17 protein-coding genes are annotated in these 19,007 nt (G+C 46.5%); 12 read left to right on the forward strand and 5 right to left on the reverse strand.

Features of this window, described 5'->3' with window-relative positions:
• Positions 1-11: 11 nt before the first annotated feature.
• The 7 genes from OGY09_RS20110 (at position 12) to OGY09_RS20140 (ending at position 9,599) form a co-directional block, all read left to right on the forward strand.
• Entirely contained in the window at positions 12-1,124 is a 1,113-nt protein-coding gene (locus OGY09_RS20110) for a BamA/TamA family outer membrane protein (RefSeq protein WP_223849063.1), read from the forward strand.
• Positions 1,125-2,240 carry a DUF4056 domain-containing protein gene (locus tag OGY09_RS20115; protein ID WP_032943441.1) on the forward strand — a complete coding sequence of 372 codons (1,116 nt, stop codon included), beginning with the start codon at positions 1,125-1,127 and terminating at the stop codon, positions 2,238-2,240.
• Between the two features lie 92 nt (positions 2,241-2,332).
• On the forward strand, positions 2,333-3,520 hold the full coding sequence (locus tag OGY09_RS20120) for an OmpP1/FadL family transporter (protein ID WP_032943443.1): 1,188 nt from the start codon (positions 2,333-2,335) through the stop codon (positions 3,518-3,520).
• 367 nt (positions 3,521-3,887) lie between these two features.
• Positions 3,888-5,249 carry a tyrosine-type recombinase/integrase gene (locus OGY09_RS20125; RefSeq protein ID WP_059341990.1) on the forward strand — a complete coding sequence of 454 codons (1,362 nt, stop codon included), beginning with the start codon at positions 3,888-3,890 and terminating at the stop codon, positions 5,247-5,249.
• Positions 5,246-6,796, forward strand: a complete 1,551-nt coding sequence (locus tag OGY09_RS20130) for a site-specific integrase (protein ID WP_042718072.1) — start codon at positions 5,246-5,248, stop codon at positions 6,794-6,796. Before OGY09_RS20125 ends, OGY09_RS20130 begins: the two co-directional genes overlap by 4 nt.
• The gene (locus OGY09_RS20135) at positions 6,793-9,156 is read left to right on the forward strand and encodes a hypothetical protein (protein ID WP_042718071.1); all 2,364 of its coding nucleotides are present in this window, start codon (positions 6,793-6,795) and stop codon (positions 9,154-9,156) included. The genes OGY09_RS20130 and OGY09_RS20135 overlap by 4 nt, the downstream gene beginning before the upstream one ends.
• Complete coding sequence (locus OGY09_RS20140; RefSeq protein ID WP_042718069.1) at positions 9,156-9,599, forward strand: hypothetical protein; 444 nt, start codon at positions 9,156-9,158, stop codon at positions 9,597-9,599. The genes OGY09_RS20135 and OGY09_RS20140 overlap by 1 nt, the downstream gene beginning before the upstream one ends.
• A 195-nt stretch (positions 9,600-9,794) precedes the next feature.
• Here the strand turns inward: OGY09_RS20140 and OGY09_RS20145 are convergent, their stop codons facing one another.
• On the reverse strand, positions 9,795-10,127 hold the full coding sequence (locus OGY09_RS20145) for a helix-turn-helix domain-containing protein (RefSeq protein WP_042718067.1): 333 nt from the start codon (positions 10,125-10,127) through the stop codon (positions 9,795-9,797).
• 97 nt (positions 10,128-10,224) lie between these two features.
• Between OGY09_RS20145 and OGY09_RS20150 the strand changes: the two genes are divergently transcribed.
• The 4 genes from OGY09_RS20150 to OGY09_RS20165 all read left to right on the forward strand — a co-directional run bounded on the left by OGY09_RS20150 (position 10,225) and on the right by OGY09_RS20165 (position 13,481).
• Entirely contained in the window at positions 10,225-10,785 is a 561-nt protein-coding gene (locus tag OGY09_RS20150) for a hypothetical protein (RefSeq protein WP_042718066.1), read from the forward strand.
• A 306-nt stretch (positions 10,786-11,091) separates the two neighbouring features.
• Complete coding sequence (locus tag OGY09_RS20155; RefSeq protein ID WP_047668715.1) at positions 11,092-11,388, forward strand: helix-turn-helix domain-containing protein; 297 nt, start codon at positions 11,092-11,094, stop codon at positions 11,386-11,388.
• Positions 11,389-11,725: 337 nt separating this feature from the next.
• Positions 11,726-12,610 (forward strand): NAD-dependent epimerase/dehydratase family protein, encoded by an 885-nt coding sequence (locus OGY09_RS20160; protein ID WP_042718065.1) that lies wholly within the window; start codon positions 11,726-11,728, stop codon positions 12,608-12,610.
• A gap of 67 nt (positions 12,611-12,677) precedes the next feature.
• Positions 12,678-13,481 (forward strand): SDR family NAD(P)-dependent oxidoreductase, encoded by an 804-nt coding sequence (locus OGY09_RS20165; protein ID WP_042718064.1) that lies wholly within the window; start codon positions 12,678-12,680, stop codon positions 13,479-13,481.
• 130 nt (positions 13,482-13,611) lie between these two features.
• Here OGY09_RS20165 and OGY09_RS20170 read toward each other — a convergent pair whose 3' ends face one another.
• From OGY09_RS20170 to OGY09_RS20180, 3 genes are all read right to left on the reverse strand, one after another.
• A complete protein-coding gene (locus OGY09_RS20170; RefSeq protein ID WP_042718063.1) occupies positions 13,612-14,451 on the reverse strand; it encodes an SDR family NAD(P)-dependent oxidoreductase in 840 nt (279 codons plus the stop codon).
• Positions 14,441-15,649: an MFS transporter gene (locus tag OGY09_RS20175; protein WP_049137808.1), complete on the reverse strand. Its 1,209-nt coding sequence runs from the start codon at positions 15,647-15,649 to the stop codon at positions 14,441-14,443. Before OGY09_RS20175 ends, OGY09_RS20170 begins: the two co-directional genes overlap by 11 nt.
• Before the next feature lie 204 nt (positions 15,650-15,853).
• Positions 15,854-16,990: a metallophosphoesterase gene (locus tag OGY09_RS20180; RefSeq protein ID WP_042718060.1), complete on the reverse strand. Its 1,137-nt coding sequence runs from the start codon at positions 16,988-16,990 to the stop codon at positions 15,854-15,856.
• A gap of 107 nt (positions 16,991-17,097) precedes the next feature.
• Between OGY09_RS20180 and OGY09_RS20185 the strand changes: the two genes are divergently transcribed.
• Entirely contained in the window at positions 17,098-18,081 is a 984-nt protein-coding gene (locus tag OGY09_RS20185; protein WP_127353584.1) for a LysR family transcriptional regulator, read from the forward strand.
• A gap of 106 nt (positions 18,082-18,187) precedes the next feature.
• Here the strand turns inward: OGY09_RS20185 and OGY09_RS20190 are convergent, their stop codons facing one another.
• The gene (locus OGY09_RS20190) at positions 18,188-18,967 is read right to left on the reverse strand and encodes a sugar phosphate isomerase/epimerase family protein (protein WP_202760561.1); all 780 of its coding nucleotides are present in this window, start codon (positions 18,965-18,967) and stop codon (positions 18,188-18,190) included.
• Positions 18,968-19,007: the final 40 nt, after the last annotated feature.

Here is a 19,007-nt window from a genome sequence, read left to right on the forward strand (position 1 = left end):
GTTATCGCGTCATGTTGACATCGCTATTGGCTCTGACGACCTGGTCTGCGGAGGCGTTAACATTGGATCAACCCTCAATTGACGCTTTCCTCGGGAAGCTGGGTGCGGATAACCAGTACGATCCGGCAAAAGGGGTGAACTGGAGCGTGTTGCCGGGGCCATTTTACACTCCAGAGCTGAAGCTGGGTCTTGGCATGGCGGTGGCGGGGATCTACCGGGTGGATGCGGCAGATAAAACAACTCAGAACTCTTCTGTTTCCTTGACGGGTTATGTCAGCGCCAGCGGGGCGTTGGGAATGGGGATCAGCAGTTATACCTTTTTTACCGACGACCGTTGGCGATTGTTTGTGGACGGCTCAGTGAACAAAGTGCCAACGGGTTTTTGGGGCATTGGCTACGACGCAGCCCAGGGTAATGAACAGGATTACACCAACAACTCCGTGAGTTTGCATCCTGTATTGATGCGAGAAATCGCTGAACGCGTTTATCTCGGCGCGGGTTGGGATTTTTCTTCTATGCAGGCGGACGTTGACGATCCGCATCAGGGGGACGTGTTCAGCCTAAATAATGCGCAGACATCGCCGTTATCGTCTGGACCCAGTGTAAGTCTGAGTTACGACACGCGTGACGTTGTCACGCGGCCACAGCATGGACACTATTTTAAGCTGGAGTACACCTGGTTTGATCCGTCTTTTGGTTCAGATACTCATTTTACGGCAGCACAGGTTCAATACGATCGTTACCTTTTACTTGATGACAGGACTGTGCTGGCGTTCGATTTATGGGGACGTTTCACTCGTGGAGACGTGCCGTGGGATCGTTTATCAATGGCCGGAGATGACCGCCGTCTGCGGGGGTATTACCAGGGGCGTTATCGGGATAAGGATGTGGTAAGTGGGCAGGTGGAATATCGAAAAAAACTCAACTGGCGACATGGTTACGTGTTGTGGTTGGGCGCAGGAGCTTTAGGCAGAAACATTGACGATATGGTACATCATCCGATCTTACCTAATGCGGGTGTCGGTTATCGCTTTGAAGTGAAGCCCGCCATGAATATCCGCCTGGATTTAGGTTTTGGGAGAGAGAGTGCAGGATTCTATTTTCAAATTGCGGAGGCATTCTGAATGGCTAAAGGATTTCTGTTTTTACTGCTGGTAGCCGGATTTGCCTGCGCGGAAGTTCCTGGCCTCACTCTTAAACAAGCGCATAAGGCATATCCCGTTGTCGGCCATTTAGCACCGCCGGAGTCACTACGCCCATGCTGCGCGTTTGGCTATGATCTTCATGTCAGGGCGATAGGTGTGCCGATCCCTGTCTACCAGATTGGCAATGTATTAACGTTAGATTCACTGGGGCGTCATCACTATAACGATAGTGCGTTGGGGGCCGTGAAAAATATCGTTGGACTGAGTGAGGAAAAAAACGGACTGCTTTATACCCACCGTGGGGGTTTTATCGACATAGCGCACGTTCGCGATACGGCGGATAACACCTTTTACCTCTTTTCTCGTATTTATCCAAAACTTGGTCAACAGTGGCGTTTTTTTTACAGCGAAGAATTGGGCGTCAGACGGATACAGCTACACGGTTTCACACCTCCTGCGGCAATGGCGCAGCGTTACACATTGGCCGCCTGGTTGGCGGGGAATCTGGCCTTTGAACTGGCTCAATGGCACGAAATTGCACAGTGGTATGGATTCGAGTCTGTTCCCGGTTTTTCTGAGCAGATTTCTGCATTTTCCCCGGAAGATCTCTATTCAAATCTACTGGGTGCTCGTATCGCCATCAACGTGATTTTACAGGGCAGGGTGGAATCCATTGCGGCCTACAACGCGGCGGTGGATCGCGAACTGCAGCGGGTTTTACTGCAACTTGGCGTCGCAACCCGGACTGAAACTGAGCGTAAGTTTCGCGAATTGGACGGTGACTGGTGGAACAGTAAACGTAGGGTTCCAGATAAATTTCTAGTGTTAAAGCGTAACTATAATCTTGAGCATAACCGGTTACCAACCCCAGTTTCGTACGAGAACGCCACGCCACTGCAACTGACTTATCCCGCCGTGATCGAAGGATATCGGCTTGCGCGCCTGGGCGAGTTACAAATTTACCCGGGCACTTCCATGCAATCGCTTCCGCGACCGAAAACTTATTACGCACTAGATAGTTTTCAGTCCCTGGCTGACACAGCGAGTGAAGCAGACAAAATCCAGCTCGAACGTATGCACAAGTCGCGCTTTTAATCCGGTGCTTTTGCCTGACAATTTAAATGCTGCGAGCTACGCTTTTACAGACGCTAACTACTTCAATAATGAAGAAATTCTGCAGGTGGCCTATGAAAAAATTGACCTTGATTTATCTTAGTCTTTTTTGCTCGCCGTTAGCACAAGCTAGCGCACTCTATTTTTATGAAATAGGCACCGAAGATACGGCTTTGGCAGGGGCGGGGCAGGCAGCGCGTGCGCAGGATGCCTCCACCATCGTGACTAACCCTGCAGGAATGACTCGACTTCCGGATCATATGTTCACCGGTGGATTACAGGCAATGGATGGTGATGTGTCCTACACCCTTGAAGACGAGACGGGGCGTAAAAGCCCCGGTGACATCATGCGCTTCTTTCCAAATGCCAGCGCATTCTATGCCCAGAAGGTGAATGACGATCTTTATGCTGGTATTGGGCTATACGGAAATTACGGTCTGGGGATCGATTTTGGCAATTGGTCCGGCGACCGGCTGATTAAGAAAAGCACCATGGTTGCGATGACGCTCAGTCCATCGCTGGCTTATAAGCTTAGTGACAGGGTTTCCGTTGGGGGCTCTGTTAACGTCAATTACGGTTTTCTGTCACTCACTCGAAATGTTGATGGCAACGATGAAAAAGAAAAGGATCATGACTGGGCGATGAGCTATCGTCTGGGATTATTGATGGAACTGACCGATCAAACCCGCGCCGGTATCGCCTGGACCAGCAAAACTGAGTACGATTTTGATATTGACGGCAAAGCGCGTTTCCCGAACTTACCGAACGTGGAATACGATTTGCCTATTTCTGCACAGGTACGTGCTCCACAGCAGATTATGTTAAGTCTGGTTCATGACATTCATAAACAGTGGTCAGTGATGGGCGATCTTGGCTGGCAGGACTGGAGTCAGTTCGGCGCGCCGCAAATAACGGTGGTCGGGCAAGAAGTTGATAAGTCCAGTCGTCTTAAGGATTCGTGGCATACGGCTTTAGGTGTGCAATTTCGACCTACGGAACAATGGCGTTTGAATGCGGGCGTAGCTTTTGATAGTACTGTCTATAATTCGCAAAGCGATGTGGCGCTGACGTTGCCGACCGGTGATGAATGGCGATTTGCTACCGGAGCGCAATATCAAATTACACCACAAAGCAATATCGGTGCTGCCGTGTCGTATCTGCATATGCAGTCGTCCCACGTACAGTCACCATCAATTTATCAGGGGAGTTACGATAATCCGTATCTGTGGTTTGCCAGTGTGAACTACAGTTATCAGTTTTAATGTTCAGTGAAGTGAGAGTCGCGGTGGAATTGTAGAAGACATAAACAGCTATTTGCATAACCAGCTGTAGTCGAGAGCCATCATCCAGAACTGTTAGCGCTGTTGAGGAAACTGTGCTTGAAAGGGTTTTGAGGCGTCATTATTGAGCAGCACAAGGATGACCATAAAGCATCAGATTCAGCCTTTATCTACGTTAGTGCGCATAATGTATATTATGTTAAATCATGTTGATTGTTAACTTACTTCATGAACTTAGATGGCTCGCATAAAATCATAGGGTTAAGCCCCCTCTTAATCTTTAGTTTGCTGGCGTTATGTTTAAGAGCTATTTTCTTCATATCCACGAACCTCTCTGAGGATGTCTCAGATGTATGTACTTGACCAGTTGAGCGTTGCTCCTAACCGGCGACTTTGGACATTGGTTGACACCACTACTAACTTACCGCTTCTGTTTCCACTTCTCTTTCTCATTGATCGCTTAGCTTCACGTTCCGAATCCACGCAGTCATCTACGCTACAAGCTCTAAAGTTTTTTTATGAGTACTGGTATCAAAAACATGATGTCACTTTCTGCTTGAGCTTCCAATTGTCTGGATACAATCCTTCGATTGCGGTTAGTGAGCTTGAAGCATTTCTTCATTATCTTGAATCAGGAAAGCTTATGTTGCCTACACTCGGATATGCAGTAATTAGCAAGCACAATACTAATATAAATCATGTACATGCAGTCTGCCGTTTTATAAACTATCTGATCAATACTTACGTTTCTCCTCGTTATATGGATGGCACCCCAAAAGAGCTTTCTCGTTATGCTTTACAATTATCCAAGCGTTTGTCGACCTATCGTTCTGATTTTCGACCCAGCAAGCAAAAGCATTCACACAAACATTTTAATAGCCTTACAGCAGACATGGTCAGGAGATTTTATGAGATTATTAGACCAGAATCGTCTTTCAAGCCAAATCCTCTTAATCCCTTCCCTGCTGGAGAAGTTCAATTCAGAAATTATTTAATCTGTCGTCTTCTTTTGAATTATGGTTTGCGAGTAAGTGAATTGCTCCTGTTAGAAAAACACTCAATTAAACCTAACATCCAAGGCGGACAATTCAGTATCATAGTGACCTCTGTAGATGATGATGTCAGAGATCCAAGAAAACGATTGCCGTCATTAAAAAACTCATGGGCGCATCGAGTTTTAGCGTTAGACATAAATGATTACAACCACTTGAAAATATACATTGATAAAATAAGTAAAAATACCTCTCATAACTTCATATTCACATCAACAAAAAGTAACTTGCCTCCTCTATCATATCACTCTATATATGATATTTTCTCAAAAATTGATTGTGTATTTAAAAAAGAGTACCCGCAATTTAGTGATGAAAAAAGTATTGATTCTGTAGTTAGCATAACCCCACACGTAACTCGCCATACATGGGCTTATTTGATCTTAAAGAGAATTTATGCTGCTAAATATCAGTCTGTTATGAGAAATTGCAAGCTTGCCGGAGTTGATTTCGCTATTGCAGGTCTGATGAGTGAAGCTAAAGATGAGCTTCGTCTTTTAGGTGGATGGAGTCATAATAGCCGCATGCCAGAATTCTATGCCCGGCGTTTTCTTTCTGAGCGAGCTAATTTTTCCAATGTCAGACGTATTGCCGCTGACTCCTCAGAGGATGAATTTTTTTCATTGATACATCAAGCGTTTAGGGAGGTTATCAAATGAATAAAATCCCAGCAATAGAAAGCGAAGATAAGCATGTCTTTTTTTCACGTGAACAAATGATACAAATAAAAAGTCTCTACATCCCTTCAAAAATCCACTTAAGGTCAGCTGATGTTTTTGATGACAAGAATATATTTGCAGAGACTAATGATTGGGTGTTCCATTACTCAGGTAGCCAGTCACACATTAATTTCAAAACGGATGATTACACGACTAAACTAATTAAGTATATATTATACCGTTATGCATCATCAAAATCTCCTGGGACTATTTATCGTGTGCATCGCGCATGGCTAGACGCAATTGAATATGCTTCGAAGCAAGGAGTGTTTAACTTTAAATTGTTAAGTTCTTTCCTTGAAAAGGAAAACTTATTGCCGACTTATTTTTTTTGTATTGTTTTTGGTCTGAAAATTCTTTGTGTAGATGAATTTCCGGGTTTTACTTTAGATGACTACGAAGACCTTGAATTGATCCCTCGCCCTAATTCAAATGATTGGAATGTATATCAAAACATAGATAATATTCTTGACCCATTTGAAAAGAACATGATCAGCAAAGGTCTTTTTGAAATGGCTGCCGCTATCTCACGAGGCAGAAAATACAATCTGGTGGACCTTCGCAATGCCACTGTTCTGGGGCTAAGTTATGTCACAGGTAGTCGTCCGGTTCAGTTAGCTAAATTGGCTGCTGGTGACTTTCGAATCGATACTTGCAATACGACAACAGGGTTGGTTCGTTATAGCGTTCTTTTACCTTATGCTAAACAAAGACACGTCACTACTGATCGGTTGATTCTGGCGCTCCCGCCAGAAATCGGTGCACTGGTTAAGCATTATATAGATGAAGCCAGATTATTACCTACCGATAAAATGTTTAATATGGGGGGATCAGCACCTAAATTTGTTTCTCAGTCGATTAGCCAAACGATTCTATCCTTTAGCCCACAAGATTACCAGTTTGCCGTATCGTGCGGTGAAGCCGCCCTACCTTCAATAACATCAACTGATTTGCGCCACAACGTTGGTCACTCACTTGCAATGCAGGGCGCTAGTGCAGAGGAAATTGCTCACATTCTCGGCCATTCATCTCTGGTTGTAGCAAAGCACTACATCCGTGCGACCCCAGCCTTGGCATTGATCCGCGCTAAAGCACTCGGTTCTAACCCTGTGTGGCAAAACATGGTGGCTATGATGCTTACTGGGAAACTAGTTCCTTCAAAAGAATGGGAAGGTCGACGAGTGGTTGGTATGGTTGGTGATCGATTACACTATGAGATCGGTGGCTGTGCGAGAACCGATGATGAATGCCCCTTCTGTGAAGTTCGTTGCTGCTATGGTTGCTTATATTACCGCCCTTTCCTTGATGGCCATCACCAGGGCGTATTGAATAGCGTCTCTAAAGAAGTCGATGAGCTGATAGCAGTATCAGATAGTGTTGGTAATGCTCTCAATCCACTAATTTCTATCCACGAGACGACGCAAATAGAAATCAAGTCAGTGATTGCCCGTTGTCATTTGCATAACGTCAGAGGTTGTGGGAAATGAAAAAAAATATAGCGAACTTTGAGACTTTTATCATAGAACAGAAAGCTTGGTTCGAAGAGAATCTGGCAGCAGATTTTGCAGAATCATGGGATAGCTTTGTCTGGATATGTGGGATCAAAGGCTCCGGCTGGTTACGTGGCAATGGGGCTAATTTATTACGTTTTGATGAGGTTAACCGGCTCAAAGGGATCGATGATCGCCATACAGTATCCGAGCCTTATCAGTTGTTCATGAAAGCGATGCTCGTACTCGTCTATCGAGGGAGAAATCGCAGTATTTCCTCTGCGGTTGCTGTCGCAACGCTGATTATTTTGAAACGATGGTACTGCGCTCTCATTAAGTTAACTGGGCAAACACATCCCATCTATCTGACTACAGATGTCGTACGTAGCGCAATGGATACTCTGAGTGCAGCTTCCCGGCCAGGTGATACCAACCTAGCCAACTACAAGGGGCGTTGTGTTAAGATTCAGAAATTAGTAAACCATCACGCCTTCACATTAGTAACATTGCAATATGTTTCCGATGATTGTTATACCAATCAGACTAATTTGACCCGGAAAGCCCGGGAAACAATCTCACTAAAAGAAAAAGACAAGCTGGATGATACTTCCACTGATGGTGAAGATACACTGATTACCATTAAAGGTTTCCTCAATATCGTGTCGTTAATCCAGCGAATTGAAAGCAGTACTGAAAAGATAGCCCTCAATTGTCTTCTGTTACTGATCGTCACTGGATTCCGTTCTGTTGAGGCATTCAATCTCAGACAGGATGCCTTGGTCAAACGACATATAGATAACTCTGATCTCAGCAAACGTCTGCGGAATAAAGGATTGCCAGATTATTTTCTTGGCATACGCTATGTTGGTGTTAAGGGGGCTGGCGAACGAACGCATTGGGTCGAGCCTTTAGCTGTACCTCTGGTCGAAAATATATTTAAGTCGGTGAAGTTACTAACAACTGAGTTTCGCAAACATATCGAATATTTACGATCAAAAAAATTTTCTGATTATTTACCAAAGCCAATCAGTGATATTACCAGTGAACTCGTTGAGCTTGATGATATTGTAAAACACATGGTCCAGTCCTCATCAGAGCTTCGGGGGCGTGCAGGCTTACGTGATAAAGCTTCGAAAGCATTAGAGAAACGTGGCTTTATACCGGCAAAAGTCATCCTTAAATCAGGTAATGAAAAAGAAAAATATTTTACAAAGTCTGATCTTAGTCATTTTCTTAAAAGTGAATTCGGTGATAGCAGTGCAAATACTCCCTGTACTCATGCATGGGCAGAAAATGGCAAAAGATATGAGATTAAATATGAAGAGCTATTGTTCCTTTTCCCCAAAGGATCACTGACTCTCAAGAGAGTGTTGCAACTAAAAGCCACGCCACTACCACTAAATAATAACGGCCTAAACAAATTTCTAGGTAACGTTGCTGGCTATGTATCTGTTTTCAGCAAATACAGGTTGCTTGAAGATGACGGCCGCCCTACTCAGCTCCGAACGCATATCCCTCGACACAACATTAATACTTTTCTCGCAATTGCAGAGATCTCAGACCACTTACAAGCGATGTTGATGGGGCGTGTTGATATTACTCAAAATCAGCATTATCAGCACCTGGCTCTCAAGGAACGGCGAAAAGCAGCTTCTCTAACCCCTTTAGTTCCAACCGTACCGGAGCAGTCAGCATTTACTGCTGTTGACGTTGATTCACCTCTCGATATGGTAAAGCAAAGCGGTTTAATGACGTTTAATAGTACCCAAACTCTGGAAACCAACATAAAGGCAAACCTGCATACCTTTGATGATCGTAACGATGTTGCTGGTTTCATTGAAGCGTCGTCAGGGGATGGATTATTCGAAGACATAGCCGCTGCTTTCGAGGAAATCAGTAAAAATGAAGGGCCATTACAAGCGTCTGAGATGGTACAAAGGCATGCGGTATTGCATCCATTAAAACTGGGCTCCTGCATGAGAGACGTTAACTTGTGGGGATGCCCTTATCGAATGAAGTGCCAAGCATTGAAACCCTGTGAGCATTTCACGTTGACAGGTCGTATTGATGAATACTCAACTATTGCAGTAAAAGGTCGGGCATTAAACGAGGCTTCGCTCGCTTTTGAACAGTATATCGCGGCCCTTCCAGACAACCAGTTAATACAAGGCAATATCGAAGAAAATCTAACTCACCTGGATGCCTTAAGCGAGCAATTACGCAGGCGCTCAAACTTGTTACAAGTTCTCTCTGCTCAAGAGATTCTGTCTGGAGAGATAAAAGTGGAAGGTGAAATTCGTACTTTAGCTCAATTATTTGCCCTCGAGCACCATAAAAACAAAGAGGAAGAAAACTAATGCGTGGTAAAGAATTGGATACTCAGATAGAGCATGAACTCCAGTTGATGTTGATTGAAGGGTTTGATAAATCGCCTATTTCAGCTAAAAACTTACATGCCAGACTTAAATCAAAAGGAATCATTAATGGTGGCTTAAGTACATTAAGTAACATTGAACGAAGGCGTCTTATTGCAGCCTATGTCGATCAACAACTATCGCCTCTGAATCTTCGTCCCAAAGAAAAACAGCAGTATGTGAACCGTAAGACTCGGCAGGCCTTGCTTGGTCGTAATCAGCAGTTACAGGAAGAGAATAAAGAGCTTCGCGAACAACTAGCTCAGAATACCTTGTCATTGATTGAAATTGTCAAAGCGGTAAAAGTCAATACGGTTATACCGGTAGAAAGCCTTCTTGCTCCGCATTTGATCATGGAATTACACAAAAGGAAAAAAGATCAATGATAGATATAGCGGTATATTCGCACTACGAACTCATGAATAAACACCTTGCTCTATTCGAAAGATGAGCATTGCAACTTTCAACGCCCACTCATTAGAGCCCATTTTCTCAGAGGGCGTCTACTACTGTAATGCCCTGCTTGGTTTATTGCACTGCACTTTTGTTACCTTCAAAGTTTAGCAGGCGTTTGTACAACATCATTTTTTGTCAGCAGTGTTGTCACCTGAAGACGTTTTGAGTGCTTCGATAAGTTTACTTCGCTCTTCCTCTGTCATTCGGGATATGAGTAATGCAAGTTCTGCTGTCGTCTGATCATCACAAAAAAAGTAGTTCAACGGCACGTTTAACTCTGCCGCCATCCGTCGAAGCGTATCAATGTCGGGGACATGGCGCCCTTTCTCATAGTGATTCATACGACTACTAGCCGATGCGGGATCAAAGCCAATAAGTAGCCCCAGAGAGCGCTGTGATAGTCCCGCCCTGCATCTCGCTTCTTTAAGTCGTTCTGGTATCGGGTTTTTTTCTGACACTGAATCATCTTCATCGGCCTCGGATGCTTAGATTGTCTAAGTATCTGTCATTGTTGTATACTTAGCAATCCTAAGTTAACAGCCTTTTTTTAGTGATATGAATAGTAGAGTAACCAACCCTGAGTCGTACATATTTTCTGCAATCATCTATATTGGCAAAGATAACTTCACCAGTAACGAAGTAGCGAAAATTCTTATCGAGCGATTTTCACTTCCGAAAAATTATTTAAAAGCAAAAGCTTTTGCTTATAACCAAATTCAAGGTCTGGTTAGAAAGGGATTGTTAAATAAAGTAAGAAAACTAGGTGCGTATCAATATTTATACTCAGCTACATCTGAATTCAATGTCGTAAAGGAAAATGTAGAGTTAATTGAGGCACCCAAAAAAAGCCCCTGTCAATTTATTTCAAGTGCTACCAGTCATGAACATAGCAATGTAAACATTCAAATAAGAACTCTTATTGAAAAATACAGCAGCGAGTTGGAAAAAGTATCAGGAGCAAAGGAGATTTATGAAGAATTGATAATTGCCGTGCCGAGCAGGGAAAATGAATTCAGGAAACTTTCTCTCGAACAAGAGAAAAAGCAAATTAAGATAAATGAAAAAATAAACACATTGATTGGGATTTTTAATAAAACCATTGCAATAAAGCAATGACTTTTAAAAAATATTTAAAGTTAAATAAGTTCATGAAAGAGAGAGGGCGAAGCAGAGTCCGCCCTCTCCCTTCATACCCTGATCAGCCTCATTACAATGAGGTTAACAGCGTACACCACTATATGCTAGTCCTTAATAAATATAATCCCAGCCAGAGCGAAATGCAACCTTTAAAATTCAAGCAGTACTAGTTAAACAACGAGTTCATCCTTACACCTTTTAAACTGTAAAGTAATAAAACACCTTACAGGCTGTTTTTTACGAGGATTGAATTTATTATGAAGAAATCGATATGGCCACGTACTTATGGATACTATTTTTCCCGTTAGACTTCTAAGCCAGTTACGTCCACTTTTAATTGGTTTTCGTAAATCAAAAGGATTAACTCAAAGAGAATTATCTGCCATGTTGGGTGTAACTCAGCAGACTTATGCTCGCCTTGAAGCAAATCCTTCAAAAGCAAGTTTTGAGCGTCTATACAAAGTGTTAAATATTTTAGGGGTGGAGATTTCGCTCAGTTCTGCACCTCTTTCAACTTATACAAAGCCTACGAATTTTGTAGAAAAGGAGTTTGATTCACCGGCAAGGCGTGAGGAATGGTGATAGGAGCAAGCCTATTTGATAGGTCTGGACATCAGGCACCGCCTCTAAGCATTTGATCTGTTTCCCCATTGATCAACTCAGACTGTTTAGCCACGCCCGATTCTGGCTCGGTGCGGATAAATTGACCAGTTTAAATGTCCGCTGTGAGCGATAAGCGGACATTCATTTTTGGAGCTTCAGTGTAAGCCCTCTTATCAGTTCACGGATTCTGCCTGTTCTACAAACAAACTTCGATTGATGAATTGAATTAATAGAAGCTTTTAGTCTGTCTCATCACATATTGTTTTTTGTCGACAAAACTTAGGGTTGATTTGCACCTCAACCATAAGGACGAAGTATGTCAGATAAAAAACGTATAGCCATTACCGGTGCTTCAGGGAAAATTGGCAGGGTGACAGTAGAATGGCTTGAGAAAGCCGGTTATGACCTGTTTCTCATCGATAAAAAAGAGCCCGTAACCGATGCCCATCCAGCGATGATCGCGGATTTAGAGGATTTTGGTGCAACGCTCGACGCACTTTCCTCCGTCGGGGAAGACGTTTATTCACGACCTGAACCTGCAGCCTTTGATGCCGTGGTTCACCTTGCCAGTATTCCTCACCCCCGAATGATCCCTGATTCTGACGAGTTCAGAAATAATATGCTGGTTACCTTCAACGTATTTGAGGCATCCAGGCGGCTGGGAATAAAAAATATCATCTGGTCATCGAGCGAAGTCCCTACCGGCGTGCCTTACGACCAGTGGGATGCCCCCTATGTTCCGGTGGATGAGCACTACCCGGCCCGGGGGATCAGCATTTATGCGCTGACTAAAGTGCTGGGTGAAGAGATGGCCCGTCAGTTCTGCCTTAATAACGCTGACATGCGCATTACCTGTCTGCGGCTTTCTAATGTTATGGCGCCGGAAGAGTACGCGCAGTTTGAAAGCTGGCAGAACGATCCTGCCGTAAGGCAATGGAATATGTGGACTTATGTTGACGTCCGGGATGTAGCCCAGGCGATTGAGAAAGCTGTCGAATATGATGTCAGGGGTAAAGATGAGTTCTTTATTACCAGCGATGTGACCTGCATGCGAACCCCCACACAGGAACTTCTGGACCGCTACTATCCAGGCGTTGAACAGCGTAAAAATTTTGTAGGTAATGAGTCAGCACTCAGCAGCGAAAAGGCAATGCGCGTCCTGGGATATCGCCCAGCGCACCGCTGGACCGATAGCGTGTGATGCTCACGCGCCCTCCTTTGCTACCGGCCTGCACATGGCCGGTTAACCCCTTTAACCGGAGAATCATATGAGTGAGAAAAAACTGGCTCTTATTACTGGCTCGAGCAACGGTATCGGCCTTGCACTTGCTGAAGAATTTGCAGCTAACGGATACGATCTTGTCATCGTCGCCAGGGATGAAAAAAAACTTTCAGCCACGGGTGAAAACCTGCAAAAACGTTTTTCAGTTAACGTACACGCGTTCAGTGCTGACCTGAGTGAGTATGACCAGATAACAGACCTGCAGGCCAGAATGGATGATGCCGGTTTAGCCCCTAATGCACTGATCATCAACGCCGGCCAGGGACTCGGCGGCGCGTTTATCGACGGTACCGATCTTGAAAAAGAGCTTAGATTAATCCGGCTCAACGTTGATGCTGTGGTACATCTTTCTAAAATATTTATCCCGCGGCTCGTTGAGCAGGATAACGGGCACGTTCTTATCACATCGTCGCTTTCCGGCTCGGCGCCAATACCTTTCGAAGCGGTTTACGGGGCGTCAAAGGCTTTCGTAAACTCCTTTTTTTACGCCATACGTAACGAGCTGATGGGGAGCGGTTTATCAATGACGCTTCTGATGCCTGGGGCAACGGAGACCAATTTCTTCAAAAATGCAGGACAGGCCAGCACGACCGTAGGTTCGATGAAAAAGGACGATCCGAAAGAAGTGGCAAAACGTGCCTGGTATGCCCTGATGACAGGACATGAATTTGTCTATGGCAGTGAATATGCCGAATATGAGGGCGAGGTGATGAACAGAATGATGAGTGAGTCACATAAGGCTCAGCGTCACCGAATCATTTCTGAACCCGACTCTGCCACAAAAAAGTAAATCCGCACGGCGCCGGGCATCAGCCCGGCGCCTCTTTCATCAGCATAAATACAATGCCAAAAGCATGGTTGCTGACGACCTCATTTCATCTTTTAGGCAACCAGCCCCGGAGCGGGCTACCGATGACACATCAGTTTTTCATCCAGCGTTCAAAAGCCGTCTTCCAGTCAGGATGCCAGCGCGACAGGGCCGGGCGGTTGTCCAGCATATCCTGGGCGGCCCAGAGGATACGCTTAGCATCCATCTCGCTGGTCACAGCGTTATCAGGGCAGATGATATAGAAGTCACCCCGCTCAAAGCGCGGGAGGAAATAGTCAATAACCTGCGCAGCCATCCACGCTTCATCTGGCTTGTTACCGCTGCGCTCGTTCATGCCAGGATCGTTCATATCGGTCCAGGTATAGCCTGGCACCAGAAGATGAGCGGTGAGCCTGATGCCGGTTTCCTTCACAAGCTGATGAGACAGCTGCTCCGTCAGCACCTTTACGGCTGCCTTTGAGGCGTTATAGGCTGCGAACCCTGGTGGGGTCGTAATACCCTCCTTCGAGCCCAGGTTAACGATCGCACCGTTCTCATCCATTTTTAACATTTCCGGCAGAAAAATATGCTGTGTGGCAACCATGGACAGCAGGTTTACCTCCATCTGCTGTCGCCAGAGAGTTGGGGAATCACAGGCTCCGGCAGCTATTTTCACGCCGGCATTGTTAAACAGCAGATTTACTTTCCCCCAGGCGCTGTAAACGGTGTCCTTGAGCTGTTGGAGATCTTCATCACGGGTAATGTCGCCAGTGACCAGCAGCGTTTCAACCTCCAGTTCGCCGGCCAGCTGCTCGAGCGCCTGTCTGTTCCGGTCAAAAAGACAAAGCTTCATGCCCTTTCGTGCCAGCTCCCTTGCCGCCGCAGCGCCAATACCTCTCGCCGCGCCGGTTATTACGGCAACGTTACCTGTACTGATGACTTTATCGTTCATGATTTCTCCCGTCAGTAATGCGTACCGATAAGAACATAAGAAGAAGTGCTAACAGGGAAAAAGCAGCCCCAACCCACCCCGTAGAGAGCCAGCTTCCTCTCGAAGCGATAACGAAACCGCCTGCAGCTGCGCCAAGCGCATTGGAAATATTAAACGCGCTGTGTGTCAGGGATGACGCCAGAGTCTGTGCCTCACCGGCAATGTTCATCATATGGGCCTGAAGCGCTGGCACGAGCGAAAATCCGCACCCGAGCATAAACAGCACGATGAGAACCGGGGTCTGCAGTGTGCCCGTAAGGGAAAACAGGCCCAGAAAGACGATGTTCCAGGCGATGATGCCAAATATGGATGGGATCAGCGCAATGTCCGCCAGCCTGCCACCGATAATGTTGCCAGCAACCATGCCCGCCCCCCAGAGAACCAGGATCCATGGCACGGCTGAGGTTGAAAACCCGGCAGCTTTCGTCAGCGCCGGGGTGATAAAGCTGTATACGGCAAACATGCCCGCAAAGCTGACTGAAGCGACGGCAAACGTCATTAGGATCTGTGGGCTCTTCAGCGCGCCAAGTTCCTTGAGCGGTGAAGCGGACCTGTCGGCCGCCACGGATGGGACAAAAAGCATAACCATTATGGACGTCAGCACCAGGCCCGCTGCCACCATCCAGAAAGAGATTCTCCAGCCCAGCGTCTGGCCCGCCCATGTGACAAGCGGAACGCCGGCAACGTTCGCTACGGCCAGTCCCAGCATAACGTAACCGATATACCGGGCTTTGTGCTGTGGCGAGACCATTGAAGCCGCCACGAGCGCGGAAACGCCGTACCAGGCGCCATGAGGCATACCAGCAATAAAGCGTGCTGCGAACATGGAATTATAGCCCATGGCCAGAGCGCTCAGGGCATAGCCTGCAAGTGTAATAATTAACAATATCAGCAGAAGGTTTTTACGGGCCCGGCGCGCGCCAAGCACCGCGATCGCAGGGGCACCGACCACCACGCCTGCAGCATAGGCGCTGATATAGCCTCCCGCGGCAGGGATTGAAACGCCGGTTCCCCGCGCAAGATCCGGCAGGAGGCTCATGGGCGCAAACTCGCCCGTTCCGATGCATAATCCGCCCGCGCCCAGCGCAAGCATGGCCGGAAAAAGACCCACAGGTGGATGAATACGTTCATCCTGCCGTGAAAGCGTTTGTTCAGACATTGACTATGACTCCTGATCCCGTTCACTGCCGGGTGCAAAAAAGAAGAACCGCTACCAGTCGGGTAAGGGCTCTCAGCTATGTGCAACTTATGAGTCACAACGTTCAGGAAAGAACGGCAACAGGCAGTGGTATATTGAACTGAAATAAACTATAAACGTCTCCTTTCGGTTATTGATGAATCAGATAGTCAGTAACGATGAGTATTATTCAACAATTCTGTTGCTGGTTTCGCCATGCAGGGTGATAAGCGTTATTTCGGCAGGTTTTCCAAGCCGGAAGGGAAAACCGTTCCAGATGCCGGAACCGTTGCTGACGTAAAGCTTCAGGGGCCCTGCTTCATACAGCCCGGACACAAAACCGTTATTAGCCGATGCGACCAGCCTGTCGAGACCGGCAATCATACCGCCGTGAGTATGTCCGGAAAGCTGAAGGCTAACTCCGCTTTCTGCGGCCTCGTCAGCATTTTCAGGCCTGTGGTCAAGAAGGATGACGGTTTCACCCGGGCGGGAAAACTTCAGGGCCAGGGACAGATCAGGACCCGGCAGGCCGTATGATGGCGCAACGACATCCGTCACGCCCGACAGATACAGCGAGTCGCTGCCACGGCTTATACGGTAACCGGCATTATTAAGAAAATGCAGGCCCAGTTTTTCAAAGGTCTGGATCCAGTTTTCAGCGCCGAAGTAATATTCATGATTGCCCGTTACGGCAAAAACGCCGTCCTCAGCCCGCAGCTGTCCAAGCGGCTCAATGTCGGAGAAACGCGCTTCTGGCCAGCCATCAATCATATCCCCGGTAACCACAATCATATTCGCATCGAGCTCACGGGTGCGGGTAACAACATCCTGTATCCAGCTTCGCGGCAGCAGTCTGCTGGCGTGCAAATCCGTCAGTTGAACTATCCGGTAACCATCAAAACGGGGGGACAGGCTCCTGAGCGTGACGTCTATCTTTTTCACTTCAGGAACCGCTGTACCATTTTTCAGGGCCAGCGCTGTGAGCATGGCCGCCAGAACAGGCAGGATAAACCAGAAAGCTGTATGCCATTTCATCCGGCGTCCTGATACCAGTCGGTGCAATATCCAGAACAGGTCACGCAGTACTAACAGGACTGCCATAAAGACGGTCATACCGAAAAACCCGGTAGTAAGCAGCAGCAACGGTTTTGGTATCTCAGGAGAAAACATATTCCCCGTAAATAATTTCGTGATCAGATGAAACTCGCAGGCCACAATCATTGCGCCTGCGACGGCTATTTTTACCGAAACCGGGGCGGGAAGCGGCCTGATAAAACGAAACAGCACGTAAAGCGCTGGAATGAGGGTCCAGATATGAAACACGCGGAAATCTCCCGGGAATTAAAAACTGTTAGTTTGCCGTGGCAGCGGGTTGCAACGTTTTGTTGAATGAATCTAAACTTACCATCCTTCAGGAACGATTTAATGCAATGTCATTTGACATTGCATTGAATTTTAATCAACGGTTTAACGCCATGTCCTCCAGACTGTCTACCACGCTCACCCGAAGCGATCTTGCTGAGCTCAACGCATTTCTTATCACTGAGAAAAGGCGCAGTTTTACTAAGGCCGCCATAGAACTGGGGATCACCACCTCTGCGCTGAGCCATACCATACGCAATCTCGAGACGCGCCTGGGTGTCAGGTTGTTGAACAGAACAAGCCGTACGGTCTCTCCGACCGAAGCGGGCGCAAGCCTTGCTCTGCGTCTTGAAACAGGCTTTAAAGAAATAGGCGACGCGCTTGAGGAAATTAACCGCATGCGCGATCGGCCCGTTGGAAAGCTCAGGCTTAATGTGCTGAGTGACGGAGCACGCCTCATCATGGCGCGACATCTTCCACGCTTTATCAGCAAATATCCTGAAGTGGAACTCGAAATCAGCGTTGATGACAGAATGGTCGATATCGTCCAGGAAGGATTTGATGCCGGGATCCGCTTTGGCGGAACCGTTCCTGAAGATCTCGTTGCAGTCCGCCTGGGGGGAGAACTCAGATGGGTAGCGGTGGCATCGCCACGCTATCTTTATCAACATACTCCCCCTGCCGTGCCTGAGGATCTGCGCCTGCATAACTGCATTCAACTGCGCACCGGGCAAGGCGTCATCTACAAATGGGAATTCCGTAAAGGAGAAGACTATCGCGTAGTTGACGTCAGGGGGCAGCTCTGTGTGAGCGAAACGGCGCTGGCAATTGAGCTGGCGCTGTCCGGCGTCGGTATTGCTTACTGCCTCGAAGACCGGGTGAGTGATTATATTCGTGACGGCAGGCTCAGGATTGTCCTTCCTGAATGGGCTCCTCTGGAAGAGCCGATGTATCTGTACTATCCAGGTCACAGACAAGTTCCCCAGGGATTAAAGGAACTTATCGAAACTCTGAGAGAAGAAATAGAACTAACACATGCAGTTTCAGCCTGAATCAGGCTCAGGGATTCGCAAATCACCTGAGCCTGAATTTCATAACCTGTTACGGATGTTTTTGAAGCATTTCCTTAAGGTTATGACGTGAGGTCGTTATGATAGTCTAGGGATCTTTTGGCGCGTCATGCTCAACAATATACCACTCAACCCCACTGCTTCTCCCCGCACTGATGATTGAGCGCCATTCCAGCAAACCTTCACCTGCCGGAGTGAAATTCATTTCGTCATCACGAATCCCGATAGCAGCGTTATCTTTTGCATGAATCGCATAGACGCGTCCTGAATATCTTGCAATTATTGACGCAGGATCCTGTCCTCCACGTGCAGCCCATGCCACATCGAGTTCAAGGCTAAGATTATTCTTGTGGGTATGCTTCATAATCAAATCCAGGGCTGTCACATCATCATACTTCTTCATCTCAAAATTATGATTATGGTAAGACAACGACATTCCTTCATTTCTTAACGCCTCCCCCATACGATCAAGCCTCCTGGCGTAATCTATCCATCCCTGTTTTGTCGTAGGTCGTTCATTAACCTCAATCCATGGGACAACGAGGTGAAAGTTTCCTATGCCTTTGTTAAAAGCAACAATTTTTCCGCGCTCGCTCTCAAGAGCAGATAGCTGTACATGCGATGAAATAACGTTAAGCTGATATTTTTTCAACGTTTCCTTCATTGTCGGTAAATCCATGTGATGATCACCGACAAGTTCTACATGTGAAAATCCCGCTTTTTTAGCCATGGCAAACTGTGCATCGGTATTACCAACATTTCTAAGCGTGTACATCTGAATAGCAATATCGTCCTGCGCTTCGGTGCGGGCATACCCCACCATGCTTGCCATCATAAGGACTCCACAAAAAATCGAGTTTTTAATCATTATCGTTCTCATTAAAAAAGTAATCGATTACAAAATATAA

The organism is Citrobacter sp. Cpo071 (assembly GCF_030332765.1).
Classification (GTDB): domain Bacteria; phylum Pseudomonadota; class Gammaproteobacteria; order Enterobacterales; family Enterobacteriaceae; genus Citrobacter; species Citrobacter portucalensis.

Bases quoted from the DNA above. Each gene is read 5' to 3' on its own strand.
- OGY09_RS20190 (WP_202760561.1), bottom strand. From the start codon at position 18,967: ATGATTAAAAACTCGATTTTTTGTGGAGTCCTTATGATGGCAAGCATG.
- OGY09_RS20135 (WP_042718071.1), top strand. From the start codon at position 6,793: ATGAAAAAAAATATAGCGAACTTTGAGACTTTTATCATAGAACAGAAA.
- OGY09_RS20160 (WP_042718065.1), top strand. From the start codon at position 11,726: ATGTCAGATAAAAAACGTATAGCCATTACCGGTGCTTCAGGGAAAATT.
- OGY09_RS20170 (WP_042718063.1), bottom strand. From the start codon at position 14,451: ATGAACGATAAAGTCATCAGTACAGGTAACGTTGCCGTAATAACCGGC.
- OGY09_RS20125 (WP_059341990.1), top strand. From the start codon at position 3,888: ATGTATGTACTTGACCAGTTGAGCGTTGCTCCTAACCGGCGACTTTGG.
- OGY09_RS20175 (WP_049137808.1), bottom strand. From the start codon at position 15,649: ATGTCTGAACAAACGCTTTCACGGCAGGATGAACGTATTCATCCACCT.
- OGY09_RS20110 (WP_223849063.1), top strand. From the start codon at position 12: ATGTTGACATCGCTATTGGCTCTGACGACCTGGTCTGCGGAGGCGTTA.
- OGY09_RS20165 (WP_042718064.1), top strand. From the start codon at position 12,678: ATGAGTGAGAAAAAACTGGCTCTTATTACTGGCTCGAGCAACGGTATC.
- OGY09_RS20115 (WP_032943441.1), top strand. From the start codon at position 1,125: ATGGCTAAAGGATTTCTGTTTTTACTGCTGGTAGCCGGATTTGCCTGC.
- OGY09_RS20120 (WP_032943443.1), top strand. From the start codon at position 2,333: ATGAAAAAATTGACCTTGATTTATCTTAGTCTTTTTTGCTCGCCGTTA.
- OGY09_RS20130 (WP_042718072.1), top strand. From the start codon at position 5,246: ATGAATAAAATCCCAGCAATAGAAAGCGAAGATAAGCATGTCTTTTTT.
- OGY09_RS20140 (WP_042718069.1), top strand. From the start codon at position 9,156: ATGCGTGGTAAAGAATTGGATACTCAGATAGAGCATGAACTCCAGTTG.
- OGY09_RS20150 (WP_042718066.1), top strand. From the start codon at position 10,225: ATGAATAGTAGAGTAACCAACCCTGAGTCGTACATATTTTCTGCAATC.
- OGY09_RS20155 (WP_047668715.1), top strand. From the start codon at position 11,092: ATGGATACTATTTTTCCCGTTAGACTTCTAAGCCAGTTACGTCCACTT.
- OGY09_RS20185 (WP_127353584.1), top strand. From the start codon at position 17,098: ATGTCATTTGACATTGCATTGAATTTTAATCAACGGTTTAACGCCATG.